This is a genomic window from Paraglaciecola hydrolytica, assembly GCF_001565895.1.
GTDB classification, from domain to species: Bacteria; Pseudomonadota; Gammaproteobacteria; order Enterobacterales; family Alteromonadaceae; genus Paraglaciecola; species Paraglaciecola hydrolytica.
Map to the genome: position 1 here is coordinate 55,194 of NZ_LSNE01000011.1, position 18,432 is coordinate 73,625.

Consider the following 18,432-nt stretch of genomic DNA (forward strand, 5'->3'; position numbering starts at 1 on the left):
GAAAATATATTGCTCATGGTTTTTAATAGGAAAAATACAAAGTCTCGTTAAAGGCAGGCGACCCCGACAGGATCCTTTTGGAACTGTATCAACCTAGGTCGATTTAGATCGTCAAATACGTAATAAAATATCGGAGTTTTATGTTCAAATTATTTCATGCCTTATCTACTTTATTGTTTTTTACCATGGCGGCTATACAGCTGAATGACCCAGACCCGCTGTATTGGATGGTGGTATACATGGCTGGGGCACTGGTTGCCGCTGGTTTATGTTTTGGGTCAAGGCTGGAAACACTATCTAAAGTCACTATTGGTATGGTCGTGGCGGGCTTGCTTATCTCTGGTCCTGGGGTAATCGATTACTTTACAGCCGAAGACTACTCATCTATTTACGGCAGTATGTCGGGCGCTAAACCATATGTTGAATCAGCGCGAGAATTCGGTGGTTTATTTATTGTTGCTATCTACCTTGCGTTGTTCGAAGGTAAGGTTGCTGGTTTTAAAAAGGCCTAACAAGGTTTCATCTGCAGCTCGTCTTGTGCGGCTTTAATCACTAATTCGGCCATATCTGCGATGCGTATTTTTTGATCCATAGCACGTTTTTGTAAGGTGCGATAAGCGAGAGCTTCACTATGACCAAGTTGCTGCATCAATAGGAGTTTAGCCCTGTCGATTTGTTTTTGTTCAGCGATAGTGCGTTTGGCATTATTGAGTTCTTCACTCATTTTACGAATGTGTTCGGATTGGTCGCGCAGTAAATCATAAAACGAGTGGTGCACAGCCAGCGAGTCGGTATGTGATTTTTTGTGCTCGGTATTGCTTTCTGAGCCATGCAAACCGGGCAGGGAAGCGTCGAATAACATGCTCAAGGGTGAGTCTTGGCTTGCAGTCATCGTTGCGAGTTTTTGCAAACGTTTTTTATGGGAATGCAGTTCTTCGTTGGCGATTTTAACTCTTTGTTTGGCCACCTTAAGCAGGCGAATTGCAAGTTGCTGTTCGATCAAGTGCATTTGGTCGATGCGTTCTGTGGCCAGCTCGTACCATATTTCACTGATCCCAGAATCGATGGGCGAACCGTCAGCCAGTTGTTGGATCATAGAGCGCATTTGATTCAAGGCGATGGTGGATGAATGCTTCTCTAAGTCTAACCATAACTGTCGCTCGTTTTGATTAGCAAATTCAATAAAGGTATCAAAACTGTGTAATTGAGAGTGTTGTAACTGCTCTAAACGTTCACACAGAGAATGGTCAAAATGGCTCTTGGCAAAACCCATGGCGCCCCAAGCACGTTCTTGTCCGGCGTATTCTTTGGCTTGAATAAAGTTAAAAAGAGCGACCAGCAATCGGGTAATAGTAGGGTCACTGGCGACATCAGCGGCTTCAAAAACCACCGCCAATAAACCTGCGACTAAACGGCAATAAGCTTGGGTGGATTCGAGCGCAGATATGGCCTGATGTTCCACTTTGTAACGTAATACACCCACATGATCCATACCTTGCAGTGCCAAGGTGACGCTATTAAGCAAACGCATATTGCCAGTTATTTCATCGCCAACTAGATATTTGGCAAGTAATTGACTGCGTAATAAGTCCTCGGCATCACGACTTTCTACAATTTGCACTCTGCGCTGTTGGGCAAATCGTTCGCAACCTGAGCTCAGGAAGATATTGCTGATCCCGCGTTCTTTTTGAAACTGATGAATTAATTCACAGATAGAACTTACCACTTGGCAGTTTGAGGCCAAGTGTTGTAAGGCAGAAATTTCTGCATGTTTAGCCGCCAGTAAAAAACGTTTGGTGGTGTCGCTGTGTCCGCTCATGGTTGGTGCTCCGGCTGATAGTGCGTTAGCGGGTTTGATGCGACCTAATAAGTAAGTTAAGCAATGCTTGTTCCAAACAAGAGGCATTAGTGGTTTTGATATTGATGTGAGTGTTAACTATCGTTTAATGTCGGTTAAATTTATATGTGTAAGCATGGGCACAATAATTAAAGAAAGTAGGAAGAGCTTGGACAATGCTCAGATTAAAGCTGTTGTGTGTGATGTTTGGTGCGCTGACTGCACCAGTTTTAGGCAAGTTAATTTGCTTAACAGCAGCTAAAAAAGACACCAGCTAAGTTAGTAACTGGTGCCAAGACACAATTAAATCAGTTTAAATATTTTTGACGTAACACCAACAAATCTTCATCACTAACATCCAATTCTTGTTTGATGTAATCCAAGATAGTGCCGTGTTCTGCTTCCATTTTAGCAATGGCGGCTTCAATCAAGGGTTGTGTTACACCTACTAGAGGTTGAGCAACGTCGGGTGGCAGGCTGGCAAACATTTTCATCATGGCTGCCATTTTGGGATCCATATCAGCATTGTTTTTTGGCATTAAGGCTTTGGGATCAAGATAGTGGTTGGTCGCTAAATAATCCTCAATAGCCGTTTGTTTATCTACGCCCAGAGCGCTTAAGACTAAGACTGCGCTAACACCAGTGCGATCTTTACCTGCGGTGCAGTGGAACAATAAACCATCATCACTTTTTACTAAGCTACTAAACATCTCAGTATAATTTTGTTTTTGGTCGTCCAGAATTTTGGGGTAAAACTGCGCCATCATGCCTTCGAGCATTTCTTTAGACAAATCTGGGCGTCTGAGCAAGGTGCCAATTTCACTAAAATCAAAGTCCATTTCATAATCTTTTTGGATAACTTTAACTTCAGAGTCATGCCATTTGGTCACTTCGCTACTGCGCTCGGAGTTAGCGCGAAAATCCACTATGGTTTTAATGTCGAGTTCGTCAATGAACTGATAGTCCTGCTCAGTTAAACCGGCTAATACACCTGAACGGTATATTTTGCCCCATTTAACGGTTCTGCCGTCTGTGGTTGCATAACCGCCTAAGTCGCGAAAGTTACGCCCGCCTTCAAGGGGTAATAAACGGGCGGCGATTTCTAGTTTATCGCTAAAATAGGCTTGAGTTAAACTAAGGTTACGCGTGTCTTTGCGGAACCAAAATACTTGGTAATTACCAAAATCCATCAACAACTGATAATACTCAGCAAAACCAGGTACCAAACCGTTTAAGGCGTTTTCACGGCTCCAGATCAGATCATAGTTTTCGTTGATCACTTCATCGGGAGACAACAACCAGCGTGGTTTCCATGAAATCGTCACTCCAGAATAATATTGTGCCACCAAAGGGGATTGGCACAAGCGCTCGGCGATGGTATCGGCATACAAAGATGACACGGCTAAAAAACGAAAACGCGGCAATGTAGGGTTAGATTGCGGCTGCATATCACAGCGATAATGGTAATAATCACTTAAGGTAAGAGGTTCAATACGCTGAGTTGAAAAATACAACATGGTCGCGAGGCTTGTTACGCTGAGCAATAATAAGCTAACAATGTAACCAAGTTTGGAGGTGCACAGTCGCCACAACATCGAATAAACCGCTTACTTAAATAATCCGCTGCAGTATATGGCATTTTTGTGGCAGAAATATTAAAGGCCATAAGTGCAGAAAATAGTCGCTAGCAAATAGTAACTAGCCACAAACCAATTATCTTTTGTAGCAACAGACTTGTACAATCGGCGCAAATCTAAAACCATCACTATTTTAAAAGGATGTTGCCTGTGTCACAGATTATTAGCCATACCCCAACTTGGGTTTTTGTGGTGTTTTTTGCCTTACTGACCTTGGGTTTTATGCAAAGCAAACAACGTAAAGTAAGAGTTAAGACCATTTTTATTCTGCCACTGGCTATGGTGCTATTTTCTTTGTTTGGAGTTTACTCGGTTTTTGGTCTTTCCCTGGTAACTCTGGCACTTTGGGTTTTAGGCTTGGTACTCGCTTTAATGCTGGGACTAAAACTTGCCTACCCTAAGGTAGTTAGCTACTCACTAAAGAATAATAAATTAACTATTCCTGGCAGTTGGACTCCTCTTGCCTTGATGATGGCCATTTTTTTCACAAAGTATTTTATGGGTTTTGCCGTTGCTCGAAGTCTGCCCATAATTAACGACATGGTATTTATTGCGTTAATTTGTATGTTATATGGTGTTTTTAGCGGTACCTTTTTAGCACGTTGTTTGGTGATGTTTAAGGCAAGTAAAAGCAGTGAATAGTAGATAGTGACTAGAGGATAGTTAAAATCCTAAGCCATTTACCCTCTATAAACACAGGGAGTAGGTAGGACACAAATAACAAAGAGCAAAGAGTACTATTTTAATCCTGAGTGTGTCTTTATTACTGTGGTAATAGTGTCAGGTTTAAAATTGTCTAACCAAATGGCTAAGTTATTCAGTGCAGGATAAACAATTAACTATTCCAGGTAGTTGGGTGCCGCTCATGTTAAGTTAACGACTATCTAACAACTCTGTTTTATAAACGTGGCGAATAAGTTCAATCTCACGGGGATAAACGTACCAACGTTCATTGGCTGCGCGGTACTCAGGTGTTGGACGGATTTTTAACAACATTTGATTAACTGAATCAATAACGTTTTTACCCCAATCTGTTTTAGGGCAGGCTACATAAGTTAAGTAATAGGGCGGAATTTCGTCTATGCCAATACTGCCAAATTGTTGAGTCTGTTTGGTATATTGAGAGCGCAAATAGTCTGCTATGTAAGGGTACTCAATAATATACTCGATGCGTCCTAACTCTAACATTTGGATCAACTGCCTAGCGCTATTTACTCCTCGAATTAAATTAGAGGATGCTTGATGCTCATTTAGCAAAACATCAATTTGTTGAGAGTATGATCGTCCGCTTTCTAAGATCCCTATAAATTGTTTATCGACCATAAGTTTTGCTAAGGAATATGACTTAGGATTGCCCAACTTAGCGATATTTTCTTGCTTCATGATAATACTGTTAGGCAAGGTCATCGCTGCTGGAATAGAGAAGTGCATATAGTCTTCACGCCCTTGATTTTTTAAAGTAAGTAGGTTGCAAATAGGTTCGCCATTTTTGGCTCCATGCCAATATCTTGCAAAATTCATCATCATATTATGGTGTTTATATTGGGGGAGATTTTGTTGATAAAGTGTTAGAAATACATCGGCAAGCCCCTTGCCTTTATCGTCCCCTTCTAAAATCATCAGCGGAGGCCAGTCTACTACCATCCAATTAATGGTTTCTTTAGCCGTTACCCTAACTGCAATGAGAGTCAAAAGCATAATGCAAATTAGGCTGGTTATTTTCTTTTTCATTTTTTAAGTGAGGGAAATAAACATATTATTTAACAATAGCTTAATCCTAAGTTAAATGTATTAATAAATAAGTAGGTACAACTCTGCGGCCTTTCAATATCAACTCAATTTTTATTGTTTGACTCAGCAACACGAGGCTCAAAACTAATATCTCTTATCTCGACAACAACCATTTGATTGCATCTTGTTCAGTGTGAAACTGTTCGACAATATGGCCACATTGTTGTGCATGTTTCATGGCGGTTTTATTAATTTCTATATTAGAGTTGTAGATAACAGCGACTGTGGCATTTTTTAGTTCTTCTCGCGATGCTACAAATTTACCCCAAATTTTTTGTTCGGTTTCACTCATACTGCTCAACAAGCTTCTAGCATCTATCAATAATTTAGGCTTGTCACAATGGATATGATCAAGGGCAAGCTCAGTAATAATAGCCATTCGTTGATCTAAGGATACTTCACCTAAATAAACTATTTGAATGATGCCTAGTTCTTCAAGTTTCTTTATTTTATAAGGCATAGTGATATTTTCCAAAACTGATCATAGGCATCTTGATCATACTTAATTTTTGCTGAGTAAATGTTATGTTATACAGAAAAATTTGATTTATTAACAATTGCTTAGCTCTCAATTCTAACTTGAAATTTAGCGAGCTGTTGGAATTTTGTAAACACATTTATGGTGAGTTGGCTGATCCATTACAATCGTGAATGATACGTTTGTTTAAATATTCACCGTTTACCACATTGATGCAACTCACTGCCCAATGACCGTCATTTTTTACCACTTCAACCACACCTACTGCTTCTGCTTGGTCAGCGTATAGATGAAACTCAAATTCTTGCACCGCGCCATAACGTAAAGCTCTAAATACCCCAAACCACCAATCGTAAGTTACTTCATAATGACCTAGGGATTGCACTAATTCAGTTCTATCCTGTATCGCCATTTTGGCGTGGTGATAGGCCTGTGTAGTATTAAAAATTTTGTAAGCCCAAAAACTCATGCCAGCGATGATAACAATTAACCAAAGCATATTTTTATTCATCATAAGGTCTCTATTTGTGTCAAAGTGGCTTGTTAAAGCATAAAGTGAACCAAGGATAAAGTACTTTAAAATCAGGTGCTTAATAAATTGTAATACGAGCGATATACCGGAAAATGATGAAAAAAATCATTATTTGGTGAATTGTACTACTGCAAGCTCTTAAAAAGAGCCATGATGTATTTTGGGTTAATTGAGCTTGAATAAGAGTGAGCTTGAATAAGAGCATGCACACAAACAACAATGATAAATGGCACATTAAGAGGCTGAGTAAATGAAAAACGGGATAAATATTGGTTTTGCGTTAATATTTTTATTAACTAGCAGCAATAGTTTGGCGGCACAAAATACTAAACGTGCACTGAAAGTAGATGATCTTTTTGCGATCAATAAAATAGCAGAACCACAAATAAGCCCTGATGAAAAATGGGTTGCTTATACCATTACGAGCAGTGACTTAACCAAGGATAAATCTGAGACCCGTGTGTGGATGAGCCCCGCTAAGGGTGGCGATGCTTTACCTATGACAGCCAAAGGCTATTCTGCCTCTGAGCCGCGTTTTAGTCCTGATGGTAAATACCTCAGTTTTATTGCCAAACGCAGTGAAAGTGGCGACGACAAAAAAGACAGTGAAGACAAACCCCAGGTTTGGGCCTTAAATCGATTGGGTGGTGAAGCACAGCAATTGACCTCGGTAAAACAAGGTGTGTCAGGCTACGAATGGTCGCCCGATGGCAAACAATTGTTACTCTTGATTAAAGATCCACAGCCTTTTGAGTTAACGGAAGACAAGGAAGATGATAAAAAACCCAGACCTCATGTAATTGATCGACTGCAATTTAAACTCGATTATGAAGGTTATCTTGACCGTTACCGCAGCCATTTATACGTGTATACACCCCACTCTGACATAGCACCACGGCAAATTACCTCAGGTGATTTTGATGATTCCCAACCTGCTTGGAGCCCAGATGGTAAGTCGATTGCTTTTGTGAGTAATCGTACCAACGAGCCAGACAGCAATGCCAATACTGATATTTGGATAGTATCTGCGGATAACACCGATAAGGGCGCTACCTTATTTCAGTTAACCACTAACCCACGTGAAGATGATTCACCGGTGTGGAGCCCCGATGGCAAAAGTATCGCTTACAGCACTATTACCGCCTCACAAAAACTAATGTGGTACGCCACCAATGAGTTAGCGTTGGTATCGGCTAAAGGTGGAGAAGCAAGCTTACTCACACCAGAGCTTGATCGTAACATTATCCAGCCCACATTCTCTGCCGATGGGCGTCAGGTGTTTTTTGTGCTCGAAGACAGTGGTGAGCAAAATCTTGCGTCGGTTTCGGTTAAAGGCGGCAGTATTAAACAACATGTAAAAGGTGAAATGGAAATCGAAGCCTATGCCATGCACGGAAAAACCACAGTGGTGTTAAGTAGCAAGCGCGAGCAAATGGCTGAGTTGTATACTGTGGACTCGGCTAAGTTAGTGCCACTGACCACGACAAACCAAGCATTAATGGCGCAATTAAATTTAGCCACAACCGAAAATATTCATTATAAAAGTGCTGATGGCACAGAAATAGAAGCCTTTGTGACCAAACCCCTAGGTTTTAATCCGGCTATGCAATATCCCTTGATTTTACATCCCCATGGCGGACCGGTGGCACAATACTCCTTTGCCTTTAATTTTCAGGCACAATTATTAGCGGCCAATGGTTATGTGGTATTGCAACCTAATCCTCGAGGTTCGTCTGGATATGGGCAGGATTTTTCACAGGCAATTTTTGCCGATTGGGGCAATCTCGATTTTCAAGATGTGATGGCGGGAGTGGATTATCTAGTAGCACAGGGCTACGTTGACGCTGACAAGCTTGGGGTAGGTGGTTGGTCTTACGGTGGCATACTGACCAACTACGTTATTACTAAATCGACACGTTTTAAAGCCGCAATTTCAGGTGCCAGTGAAGCTTTGATGCGCTCTAACTATGGCCATGATCAATATCAGCAAGGCTGGGAGATTGAGTTAGGTTTACCTTGGGAAAACGCCGCAGCCTGGGAAAAAATATCGTCCTTTAACGATGTGGCTAAGATCACCACGCCAACCTTATGGATGGGCGGCGGTAGCGATTGGAATGTACCTATTCTTAACTCCGAACAAATGTATCAGGCCATGAAACGTTTGGGGCGTCAAACTCAATTAGTGGTTTATCCGGGGGAGTTTCACGGCATCAATCGGCCGACTTTTCAAAAAGACCGTTTTGAGCGTTATTTGAGTTGGTACAATCAATATATTAAAGGCATTGCGCCTGACTCAACGCTTCACTAACTCAATGTTTTATAGAAAAAACTACTTTTTTTAGGAGTCATAATGTTACAAAAATTAACCTGCTGGGGTCTAGCCAGCTTTGTATTATTGAGCCCAATAGCACTTAGTGCTAAACAGCTAATAAGCCCAGCACCGCTGGTATCTATTCCTAGTCATGATGCTTTTTTCGACAGTATTAAGACTTTGTGTGGTAAAGCTTTTGCGGGCAAGGTGACCTTGGATAACCAAGGCCCAAGTAGTATGGATGAGCAGCCTTTAGTCATGCATGTTAGAAAATGTAACGAGCAACAGTTACAGATCCCTTTTCATGTTGGCGATGATGCCTCGCGCACTTGGATCATCACTAAAACGGGTTCGGGATTATCGCTAAAACACGATCATCGCCACGCTGATGGTAGCCATGATGAATCCACTATGTATGGTGGCCATACTCAAGATGCAGGTTGGGCACAGGTACAATCTTTCCCTGTCGACCAGTATTCAAAGGAAATGTTTGTGAAACAGGGCATCCCCCAATCAAGTAGCAATATTTGGCAGATGTATATCTACCCAGAGGTGTTTACCTATCGTTTGATCCGCGAAGGTCGAGAATTTAGAGTTGATTTTGATTTAAGCAAAGAAATAGCTAAACCTGCTGCGCCTTGGGGTTATCAGGACTAACAAGGTTATACCACCATTCTTTTAGGCTCTGTTTACTGATTTTGACTGCATAAATCAGTCTGCAGGGCTTTAATACCAACTCCATTAAATAAATGTACACTCAGCGAGAATTTAAAAGCACATAATCAAGGCGCTTGAATGAAGTAGTAGTGGCGCTCTTTCGAGTTCGAGTAACGCTGAGTATGTGCTTTTAAAACTCGCCCTAAGGGAACGCCCCAGCGGATAAGGCTCTGCGTTCTCGCTATTTGAAAGGGTAAGGGCCGTGCGTTCTACGTGCCTATTTATTTAATGGAATTCGTATAACGCTTGCCCCTAAAACAAACCATGTTTAACCCAAATTGGATCAGCTGCTTATTGAATACCCAATCTAGGCTGGTTACAGGTGTTAAACCGCTCTTAGTTTATAGCTGCATTAAGTATCGCTATTACTAAATGTGTTAATTTATTGTAAATAAACTTCGTTAAATGCGACGATGATGGTAGTTTCAAGGTATAAAAAATAAGATAGTAAATATAGTGAAGATCCGCATGAACAGAAGAGCATCCGAGTGGTATATAACGGTTCTTCTTACATTATTTTTTACTCATTTCAATCTCAGTGCTGCTCCAAGTACTAAAACTTCTGCTTCAGTCATACAAACGGCTAAGAGTAGCAATTTCGTAAATAACGCTTTAAATGTGCATGACTTGTATTTACAGGACGGCTTATTGGATGACGCTGCCTACTCATCTGTCGTTGATAAACAAGGTTTTTTATGGATTGGTTCGGATAACGGTTTACGTCGTTATGATGGCTATAAATTAAAAACTTTTACCCATAATCCCGATGATCCCTCTAGCCTTGGCAGTAGTTTAGCCAGAAAACTATTAATTACCCAAGATGATGTGTTGTGGGTCGCGGGCAAACATTTGAGTCGATACCATCCCTCAAATGAATCTTTTACAGTTTTTAAAATAAGCGACGCTAAAACCATCCATGCGCTTTATCAAGATGTGGAGGGGCTCATTTGGTTGGGGGGCGATGGATTTGGCCTTAGATCATTCAATCCCAAAACCGGTGAAGTAGTTCACCATTTGTTTGACGGTGAGGATGAAACCGGCGACCGCAAAGTGATTGAAACCATCGCCCAGGCCAGTGATCCAGATTATTTTTGGATTGGTTCGGGCGAAGGCTTATTCAAAATAAACCGTTTAAGCCTGGATTATGAAAAGTATGAGTTACCTGGTGATATGGAAGCGGGTGGTAGCAGCATACGAGACCTCTTGGTTGATGATGAGGGAACCCTATGGATTGCCACCCACGAAGGCATTATGGCAATGGAGCCGACATCAAAAACGGTGCGCCATTATCGCGCAGGTGATGTTGGACTTGGGCAACTCAGTTCAGATTCTTTCTGGTCAATCTTTCAGGATTCTAAAGGCCAGTTATGGTTTGGTACCGATAAAACCGGCTTGCATCGTTATAATCCTTCCGGTGACAACTTCATCCATTACCCAGCATCTAACTCAGATAAACGAGCTTTACCTGCGGTGTCTATTTTTGATATTTATGAAGATAGGCAAGGTACCTTGTGGTTAGCCTTTAATAACTTTGGGATGCGCAGAATATCACCCAGTACTGAAAAATTTTCCGTCCTGCAACATAAGAGTGCTAACCCTAATAGCCTTGCATTAAATAATGTTATGGACTTACACGAAGACGAAGATGGTAGTATTTACATCGCGACAGATGGTGAGGGTCTAGATAGATATGATCCCATTACTAAGCAATTTAGCCATTTTACCTATGATGCAAATGATCCCACTAGTCTAAGCAGTAATTCCGTGTTGGCCTTAGCCGATGACAATAAAGGTAAATTATGGATTGGTACTTGGAATGGTGGCATTAGTATTTTTGACAAACACCGCCAAACTTTTAGCCATATCAAACGTGACCCGTCGGCCCCGCAAAATAAACGTTTAGATAACAATAACATATTTCGTATTGAGCCCATGTCAGATGGACGTTTGTTAATAAGCGTGTGGGGTAGTGGGATGCAAATCTACGACCCTGAAACGGCCATGTTTGAGTCATACTTTCCCAATAGTTTAGGCCGTGACAGTGGTGCACTAAATTCGATGATTAATGATTTTGCCGCAGATGGTAAGGGTAATTATTGGGTGGCGGGCAACGGTGGCTTGCAGTTATTCGATCCTCTGACTAAACAGTTTACATCCTATTCCAGCAGCAGTTTATTTGACATTATTTTTGATATATATCCCGAGCCATCTGGGGCCTTATGGATTGCCGCCACCCAGGGGTTTTTCTATTTTGAACCAGATTCGGGCAAATTGACTAGTTACTCAGTTGAGCAAGGTATGAGTGATAAATTGGCTGTTTCTATCGAAAAAGATAATGACGGCAATATTTGGCTGGCAACTCGTTCGGGTTTAAACCGCTTTGATCCTGTTAGTCAAACCTTTGAAATTTTTGATACCGGAGACGGATTGGCCGGTATGCAATTTAATCGTTATAGCCATTTAAGTACAAAAAACGGCGAAATGTATTTTGGTGGCATTGCCGGAATAAGTCGTTTCAATCCCAATCACTTGCCGCGTAATAGTTATATACCTAATATCGTTTTTACTGGCCTCGACCTGTTTCAACAACCTGTAATATCGGGTGAAAACGCGATCATCAAACAACCGATTAATGAAGTCAGAAAAGTGGTGCTCGACTATGCTCAGCGCGATATTACCTTTGAATTTGCCGCCCTTAATTTTATTTCTCCTAATAAAAACAAATACCGCTATAAGTTGGAAGCCTTAGAAAAAAACTGGACAGAAGTTGATAGCACGAGGCGGCGCGTGAGGTATACCAATCTGGATCCTGGCCAATATACTTTTATGGTGGTGGCCTCAAATAACGACAATGTGTGGAATCTTGACCCAGCCACAATCAAATTGACGGTATTACGTCCTTGGTGGATGACATGGTGGGCGAGAAGCCTGTTTGTACTGACGGCTTTATTGTTGCTGACGATATTTCTCAGATGGTTGTCACACAGCAATGAGCGTAAAAGAGCATTATTGTCAAAAATGGTAGTGGAAAAAACTCGGGAATTAGAAGAGGCAAACTCCACTGTATTGCAACTTAATGCTGAACTCGAAAGCCGCGTAGAAAAGCGTACCGCCGAATTATTTGTTGAGGTGGCAGAGCGCCGCGAGGCAGAAGCAAAACTATTTCACATGGCCTTTCATGATGCGTTAACAGGTTTACCCAATCGTTCATGGCTTATCCAGCACTTAGACGAATTGATTGAAAAAAATCGTCAACATAAGAGCGCAAAATTCGCTTTAATGTTTCTTGATGGTGATAAATTTAAACAGATAAATGATTCGCTCGGTCACATAGTGGGCGACATGGTCTTGGTCGCAGCGGCCAGGAGGTTAGAGTACTTATTACCTCGTGAACATCATGCTGTGCGTCTGGGTGGAGATGAATTTACTGTTATTATTGAAGGTAAAGTAAACAGTAAAAATGTCAAAATTTTAGGGCAATCTATCGTCAATGCCTTTGAAACCCCATTAGAAGTTGATGGTATCAAAGTGCCTTTCCGTTTAAGTATTGGTATGGTCATTTGTGACTCGCAATACAATAAACCAGAGCAAATATTACGTGACGCAGATATTGCCATGTACACCGCAAAAGACATGGGACGCGGGGTTTGTCAGTTGTTCGATAATAAGATGCGCGATCAAACCATAGAAAGTATCAAACTGGACACCGATATTGCCCTAGCCATTAACAAAGAACAAATGTTTGTGATGTATCAACCTATTATTGATATGCCAAGTAAAAAGCTCATTGGTTTTGAAGCCCTGTTACGTTGGGAACATCCTGAAAAGGGATTTATTTCACCGGAAAAATTCATCCCTATGGCTGAAGAATCAGGTCAAATCATTGAGATTGGTCGTTGGGTACTTGAGCAGGCATGTAAGCAATTACGTTTATGGCAGGATGATCCAGACATAAGTACTGAGCTCATCATGTCAGTTAATATTTCGACTAAACAACTCCGCGGCATTGAGCTCATCGAACAGATCCGTGAAATATTGCTGACCACGGGGGGCACGGGCAATGTATTAAAGCTGGAAATCACAGAATCTGCCTTGATGGAAAATGCCGATACGGTACGACAAACCCTAGATGCATTAAATTTATTGGGTATTGAATTTGCGATTGATGACTTTGGTACAGGTTATTCTTCATTAGCTTATCTGGAACAACTACCAGTGCAGTTTCTCAAAATTGACCGTATGTTTGTGCATGCACTCACCGCCACTCATTCGGAAAATGGCAATGCCTCTGAAATCGTGCGCGCTATGGTATCTCTAGCGCACAATCTAAGTTTAAAGGTGGTGGCGGAGGGTATTGAAACCCGCAAACAATATCAAATGCTAAGTGAGATGGGCAGTGACTTAGGACAAGGTTTTCTTTTTGCCAAACCACTGACAGCAGAGAGTGCCAAAGCCTTTGCTTTGGGTAAAACCAATAATGTGGTGGAGGATGAATTCTTCTCCAAACGCAAAGTGAGGAAATAGCGCGTTTATGGCCTGTTATCAGGCCTTAGTCGTATCATTTTTACCTGCTATTAGTCGCCATCAATTGTGTGATCCAACTATTGGACAATTGAACTATGGAGCTGAGATGAAAATTATGTACAAATTAAAACTTGCCTTGTTGGTTAGTATGTTGGCATTTTCGGCACTGGCGACAAGTTGTGAGTCATCATGTCAGTTAGAACAGATTAGGGCGTATTTTGCAGCTTTAGATAAGGTTAGCCGCCAAGGTTCGACACCGACAGATATCGATGCATTGCTGGCCTTAACTCACGATAGCGTTAACTATATCCATGTGGAATACGATGCTAATTTTGATAAAACCACCTGGCGCCAAGCCTTTATGCGCAATGTAGAACGTGGTGCTTATCAAAACACTAGAGCCAATGAAGTGCGCATTTTGAACAGTATTGCGGGTAAAAATCATACAGCGATAGAGTATTCTCATGGCGTGATTCAAGCTGACGGTTCATGGCAAGCAAGCCACGCTTTATTGGTGCTCTTTGGTTTTACCGAGGGCAAAATATCCTTAGTTAAAGAGTATTGGTAAAAATGCAAGAAAAAGGCTAATCAAGATGACAAAAGATGACACTCATTCCAGCTTTGCAGCCACCTTGTTATGCCCAACTCTGTCGAACAATGAAGATATTTGGGCTTTTGTGGTATTGCCTAAAGAGGTCAGTGAAAAACTCCCGCGCCGAGGACGAACCTCGGTAGATGGCACGATTAACGGCCACGCTTTTCAGGTAACCCTTGAACCCGATGGTCAATTAAGTCACTGGTTGAAGTTAGAGCAAGAGTTACTTCAAACAGCGGGCGTAAATATTGGTGATACAGTTAGCTTTGAACTTAGAGCAGTAGAGCAAGAGCCGGAACCACAAGTACCCGCTGATTTGTTTGAGGCATTAGTGGCTATGCCCGAAGCTAAAGCAACGTGGGACGATACCACCACCATCGCACGACTTGATTGGATACATTGGGTCACGTCGGCCAAGCAGGTAAAAACCCGTGTTAAGCGAATTAACGATGCCTGCGACATGCTGCAATCCGGTAAACGCCGTGTATGTTGTTTTGACCCCTCTGGCTACTACAGCAAAGCGTTTAGTGCGCCAAAAGCAGTTAAGAGCAGTGATTAAAAAAACGAGAGGCTAGTAATTATTGGCTAATTAAAAACCAAAACATGTTCACCACAGAGAACACCGAGAGAAGTACATTGATGCTAAAAACGACACTTTCTCTCTAATGTTTATTAACGAGCAAATCGCATTGGTTACAGCTCGATTTGATTGTTGTTCTCGACATTATTTGTTTTACCATTTGCTTTTCCTCTGTGGTTAAGCCTCTTTTAGCTTTATCTAGATACTAGCATCTAGTATCTATCTACTGCATTTATCTGCTTCTCTCTGCTTTTTCTGCAACTAAGCGCTCAGTATCTCAACCATCTCACGAAGCTCAGCTAGTTGTTTGGTCAGTTCATCAACTTGGGTTTCAAGCTCGCTTACCCGCGTAGCCATTGAGTTGCTGGTTTGTGGTGAGGCGTATTCACTTTCTGATCCGGCGCTGGGTAGTTCAAAACCCGTTTCACCACAAAATAAATGGGCATAACGGGATTCTCTTTTGCCCGGTTCACGGGCCAGTTTAGTGACGATTTTTTCGCCCTTCAGTTCAAACAAGGCCTGCAAACTACTTTCGACTTCATCCACATTAGCAAACTCGGCTAAACGCTGGGTGCGGGTGCGTAATTCGCCAGGGGTTTGTGGGCCGCGTAATAACAACACACAGATGATGGCGCGTTGCTGCGCAGTAAATTGCAAAGAGCTGAATTCGGTATTGCAAAAGCGGTGTTTGTATTTGGTGACACGACTACCGGCACTCGTGATATTAAAAATACACTTTTTTTCGTGTAGTTCGTCCAGCCCTTGTTGCACTTCTTGCTCAGAGAGTTCCAGCACGGGTTCGCGATTACTTTTTTGGTTGCAACCTAAGGTCAAGCCGTTAAGGGATAAGGGGTATTGATCAGGGGTGGTGCTTTCTTTTTCGAGTAAGACACCAATAATTCTGGCTTGTAAGGGAGTAAGGCTAAGTAACATAAAAGATCCTCAAATTTGCAGGAGGATTTTATATCATATTTAGCCTTAAACTTGCCTAACAATATGGATTTTATAATCGTTCAATACACCATTGCAGGGCGATAAGGGCAATTATTCCTGAAGCGATTTGTATGCCGTAACGTTGATACCAGCGGCGTTTAGCGGCAAAAAATAGTAGAGGCATTACTACTGCGAGTATCATCAGTTGACCCACTTCAACCCCGAGATTAAATGACAGTACCGATAGCAGTTTTTGCTCTTTAGCTAGGCCAAGTTCACCTAGTACTCCCGCAAAGCCCATGCCGTGCAACAGGCCAAAAGCAAAGGTGATCCAACCTAAACGCAATACTAAAGGCCAGATATTATTCAGCGCAGTAAGCACCACAGATAAGGCAATACCAAACTCGACCCAATGGCTGCTGGGCACAATCAAGTCCATGGCCGTTGCTGTAAGGGTAATGGAGTGAGCCAGCGTAAAGGCCGTGATGATCCACGCGGTGTGTTTGAGCACCTGACGTTTATTGTTGTTGGCCGCCCACTCTTGGTCACGGCGTTGTAATACGCAGGTGAGTAATAGCGCACATAAAAACAGGATATGGTCGGTGCCTTTGAATATGTGCAAGATACCTTGATAGATATAAGTGCGGATTACTTTTAAGATGGGATTATTTTCAGGCTCAATGTGATAAACATGATTTTGGCTATCGATCACGCCGCTAAAGTGTTGCTCAAATAAGTCGGCATTCACTAAGAGTTTATGATCGGCATCTTGGGCAAAGATTGCATCATAACGAATGGCCAATTCTTGTGGTTTGTCGTTAATATCTAGCAGGACACAATTACTTTCGAAATTAAGCACTAAATAACCTTCATCAAAGTGCATGTCGGTTTGAATGTCGTTGTGAATGTTTAATACACAGTCTTGCTGCTGGCTGCTGATCTTCAAGTTAGCTAGAGCAAAGGCTTTAATTTCTGCGCTACGGGCATTCACTTCGGCCCAAGACAATTCTCCATCGGTATTGGCATCTAAGCCAATCACCAGCTCTAAATCAAACCATCTTATTTGCAATTGACCATACAAACCTTGGCTTTCGGTCTTGCTGATTTCTTGCTGAGGATGACTTTGTAGCGGCTCATCTTGTAGCGGTCTATGAGCCAAATTGATATAGGCCGTACTCATTTGGTGGGCATGGGCTGTGTGTAAACTGCCACAAAAAACGATCAATACACAGGCTGCTCGCAGGCAGCGAAACAAATACGGCATAGTGGTTTATTCCAAACTCATTCAGTTAAATTTCAGGCAATAAAGGCCCAACAAATTATGATGCACTTATATCCGTATTTTGCATCATCAAGGCTCTATCCAATAGGTTTTTATCGTCAGGCAATTTGGCTTTTTGCCAGTTAATTTGTGCCCAATGTAAGGCCTGCTCGGCATTAGGTTGAATATCCAAATAATAACGGGCGAGTTCGGCACTATGATAACTGTCTTGGCGGGCGAGTCGTAGCTCAATGCGCTCGGCCAATAGGTTTTGCCAGTACTGCGACGATGTGGTTTTTTCAGCTAAAGAAAGACGCAATAACAGGGCATCATCTTTAAATCCGGCATGTTGCACAATAGTCGCGAGCACGCTTAACACCTTATCATCTTGTTGCAACGCTAATTGCACATCGGCCCACAACACAATAAAACTTAGTGGTTTGTTGGTAAGTGGCTGCTCTTGGTTTAAGGCGAGTTCAAGCCACTGCGCCGCTGCTTGAGGTTGTGCTAGGCGTAGCGCCATGTCGGCGGCTAGTTGCACTAGCCAGTCTTGTTGTTGATGTGCAGCTCGATTGTTAAGCAAGGTTCTTAGCTGCTGATAACTGCTGGTAAGTTTATCCAGATTGGCGTTTGCTTCGAGCACGCAAGCCGTGGTGATGACTAAGTCAGCCGCGCCTAACAGTTGAGTGCATACTTGTCTACTTTGCTCAAAGCTACCTTGGGCTAGCAATACGTTGGCTTTTAATAAGATGGCATTAGTGTTTTTGGGATCCAAACTAATAGCCTGATCTAATAGTTGCTGAGCCAATACAAACTGATGTTGGTGTTGTAAGACACGGGCCCACATGGCGTTAAGTTGGCTTTTTTTGAACGAGCTTTGCTCCACTGCTATTAAGTTGTGGTTGTCATCAAAAAGCGGAGCTAATAAGGCACGGGCTCGGCCATAATGTTTGTTGGCTTGACCGGCATACTGACCTTGTTGAATATGCCAGTTGGCTTTGTCTATACGCTGTGACAAATCCATGTCTTGTGTTTGAAGCTCGGTTTGGCTATCCCAACTCGCGACTATCTGTTGTTGGCTGGTTGGCGTATAAGGCCGAGCTTGGCTGCCAAAGGCAATTAACAGGGCGAGCAGAATCAATATAATCATCAAACTACGTTGTTGGCTGCGCATAAATCATCCTTTGGGTTTTAGGGGCAAAAAAATAAAAATAAAAAAGCCGTCCTTGGCGGCAG

15 protein-coding genes are annotated in these 18,432 nt (G+C 42.1%); 7 read left to right on the top strand and 8 right to left on the bottom strand.

Translation table 11 applies throughout. The annotated features are described in order from the left end of the window. Nucleotides 1-140: 140 nt before the first annotated feature. Nucleotides 141-512, top strand: a complete 372-nt coding sequence (locus AX660_RS18680) for a transmembrane 220 family protein (RefSeq protein WP_068380407.1) — start codon at nt 141-143, stop codon at nt 510-512. On the opposite strand, the gene AX660_RS18685 is transcribed toward AX660_RS18680, so the two are convergent. Together AX660_RS18685 and AX660_RS18690 are read right to left on the bottom strand one after the other, a co-directional pair. After that, the gene (locus AX660_RS18685; protein ID WP_068380412.1) at nt 509-1,819 is read right to left on the bottom strand and encodes a nitrate regulatory protein; all 1,311 of its coding nucleotides are present in this window, start codon (nt 1,817-1,819) and stop codon (nt 509-511) included. The genes AX660_RS18680 and AX660_RS18685 overlap by 4 nt on opposite strands. Before the next feature lie 326 nt (nt 1,820-2,145). Then, nucleotides 2,146-3,432 carry a tyrosine-protein phosphatase gene (locus tag AX660_RS18690; protein WP_068380415.1) on the bottom strand — a complete coding sequence of 429 codons (1,287 nt, stop codon included), beginning with the start codon at nt 3,430-3,432 and terminating at the stop codon, nt 2,146-2,148. A gap of 192 nt (nt 3,433-3,624) precedes the next feature. On the opposite strand from AX660_RS18690, the gene AX660_RS18695 reads away from it, so the two are divergent. Then, a complete protein-coding gene (locus tag AX660_RS18695; protein WP_131811834.1) occupies nt 3,625-4,116 on the top strand; it encodes a DUF6622 family protein in 492 nt (163 codons plus the stop codon). A 231-nt stretch (nt 4,117-4,347) separates the two neighbouring features. Here the strand turns inward: AX660_RS18695 and AX660_RS18700 are convergent, their stop codons facing one another. The 3 genes from AX660_RS18700 to AX660_RS18710 form a co-directional block, all read right to left on the bottom strand. Then, nucleotides 4,348-5,205, bottom strand: a complete 858-nt coding sequence (locus AX660_RS18700; protein WP_082769008.1) for a TIGR02285 family protein — start codon at nt 5,203-5,205, stop codon at nt 4,348-4,350. Nucleotides 5,206-5,359: 154 nt separating this feature from the next. After that, nucleotides 5,360-5,725 carry a hypothetical protein gene (locus tag AX660_RS18705; protein WP_068380422.1) on the bottom strand — a complete coding sequence of 122 codons (366 nt, stop codon included), beginning with the start codon at nt 5,723-5,725 and terminating at the stop codon, nt 5,360-5,362. Nucleotides 5,726-5,882: 157 nt separating this feature from the next. After that, nucleotides 5,883-6,257, bottom strand: coding sequence for a hypothetical protein (locus tag AX660_RS18710; RefSeq protein WP_068380424.1), 375 nt, complete (start codon nt 6,255-6,257; stop codon nt 5,883-5,885). 268 nt (nt 6,258-6,525) lie between these two features. On the opposite strand from AX660_RS18710, the gene AX660_RS18715 reads away from it, so the two are divergent. The 5 genes from AX660_RS18715 to AX660_RS18735 all read left to right on the top strand — a co-directional run bounded on the left by AX660_RS18715 (nt 6,526) and on the right by AX660_RS18735 (nt 14,981). After that, the gene (locus tag AX660_RS18715; RefSeq protein ID WP_068380427.1) at nt 6,526-8,583 is read left to right on the top strand and encodes a S9 family peptidase; all 2,058 of its coding nucleotides are present in this window, start codon (nt 6,526-6,528) and stop codon (nt 8,581-8,583) included. 42 nt (nt 8,584-8,625) lie between these two features. Beyond that, nucleotides 8,626-9,243: a hypothetical protein gene (locus AX660_RS18720; protein WP_235594790.1), complete on the top strand. Its 618-nt coding sequence runs from the start codon at nt 8,626-8,628 to the stop codon at nt 9,241-9,243. 528 nt (nt 9,244-9,771) lie between these two features. Beyond that, complete coding sequence (locus AX660_RS18725) at nt 9,772-13,827, top strand: EAL domain-containing protein (RefSeq protein WP_082769009.1); 4,056 nt, start codon at nt 9,772-9,774, stop codon at nt 13,825-13,827. A 7-nt stretch (nt 13,828-13,834) separates the two neighbouring features. Then, nucleotides 13,835-14,395: a nuclear transport factor 2-like protein gene (locus AX660_RS18730; RefSeq protein WP_235594791.1), complete on the top strand. Its 561-nt coding sequence runs from the start codon at nt 13,835-13,837 to the stop codon at nt 14,393-14,395. Nucleotides 14,396-14,420: 25 nt separating this feature from the next. After that, nucleotides 14,421-14,981, top strand: a complete 561-nt coding sequence (locus AX660_RS18735; protein ID WP_068380433.1) for a YdeI/OmpD-associated family protein — start codon at nt 14,421-14,423, stop codon at nt 14,979-14,981. A gap of 282 nt (nt 14,982-15,263) precedes the next feature. On the opposite strand, the gene AX660_RS18740 is transcribed toward AX660_RS18735, so the two are convergent. From AX660_RS18740 to AX660_RS18750, 3 genes are all read right to left on the bottom strand, one after another. Beyond that, nucleotides 15,264-15,935 (bottom strand): YceH family protein, encoded by a 672-nt coding sequence (locus tag AX660_RS18740; protein WP_068380438.1) that lies wholly within the window; start codon nt 15,933-15,935, stop codon nt 15,264-15,266. Between the two features lie 70 nt (nt 15,936-16,005). Then, nucleotides 16,006-17,199 carry a HupE/UreJ family protein gene (locus tag AX660_RS18745; RefSeq protein ID WP_068380451.1) on the bottom strand — a complete coding sequence of 398 codons (1,194 nt, stop codon included), beginning with the start codon at nt 17,197-17,199 and terminating at the stop codon, nt 16,006-16,008. 55 nt (nt 17,200-17,254) lie between these two features. Then, nucleotides 17,255-18,370, bottom strand: a complete 1,116-nt coding sequence (locus AX660_RS18750; RefSeq protein ID WP_068380456.1) for a tetratricopeptide repeat protein — start codon at nt 18,368-18,370, stop codon at nt 17,255-17,257. Nucleotides 18,371-18,432 lie beyond the last annotated feature (62 nt).

Coding starts and splice junctions, on each gene's coding strand:
- AX660_RS18680 (WP_068380407.1), top strand. CDS start 141: ATGTTCAAATTATTTCATGCCTTATCTACTTTATTGTTTTTTACCATG.
- AX660_RS18685 (WP_068380412.1), bottom strand. CDS start 1,819: ATGAGCGGACACAGCGACACCACCAAACGTTTTTTACTGGCGGCTAAA.
- AX660_RS18690 (WP_068380415.1), bottom strand. CDS start 3,432: ATGTTGTGGCGACTGTGCACCTCCAAACTTGGTTACATTGTTAGCTTA.
- AX660_RS18700 (WP_082769008.1), bottom strand. CDS start 5,205: ATGAAAAAGAAAATAACCAGCCTAATTTGCATTATGCTTTTGACTCTC.
- AX660_RS18705 (WP_068380422.1), bottom strand. CDS start 5,725: ATGCCTTATAAAATAAAGAAACTTGAAGAACTAGGCATCATTCAAATA.
- AX660_RS18710 (WP_068380424.1), bottom strand. CDS start 6,257: ATGATGAATAAAAATATGCTTTGGTTAATTGTTATCATCGCTGGCATG.
- AX660_RS18715 (WP_068380427.1), top strand. CDS start 6,526: ATGAAAAACGGGATAAATATTGGTTTTGCGTTAATATTTTTATTAACT.
- AX660_RS18720 (WP_235594790.1), top strand. CDS start 8,626: ATGTTACAAAAATTAACCTGCTGGGGTCTAGCCAGCTTTGTATTATTG.
- AX660_RS18725 (WP_082769009.1), top strand. CDS start 9,772: ATGAACAGAAGAGCATCCGAGTGGTATATAACGGTTCTTCTTACATTA.
- AX660_RS18730 (WP_235594791.1), top strand. CDS start 13,835: ATGGCCTGTTATCAGGCCTTAGTCGTATCATTTTTACCTGCTATTAGT.
- AX660_RS18735 (WP_068380433.1), top strand. CDS start 14,421: ATGACAAAAGATGACACTCATTCCAGCTTTGCAGCCACCTTGTTATGC.
- AX660_RS18740 (WP_068380438.1), bottom strand. CDS start 15,935: ATGTTACTTAGCCTTACTCCCTTACAAGCCAGAATTATTGGTGTCTTA.
- AX660_RS18745 (WP_068380451.1), bottom strand. CDS start 17,199: ATGCCGTATTTGTTTCGCTGCCTGCGAGCAGCCTGTGTATTGATCGTT.
- AX660_RS18750 (WP_068380456.1), bottom strand. CDS start 18,370: ATGCGCAGCCAACAACGTAGTTTGATGATTATATTGATTCTGCTCGCC.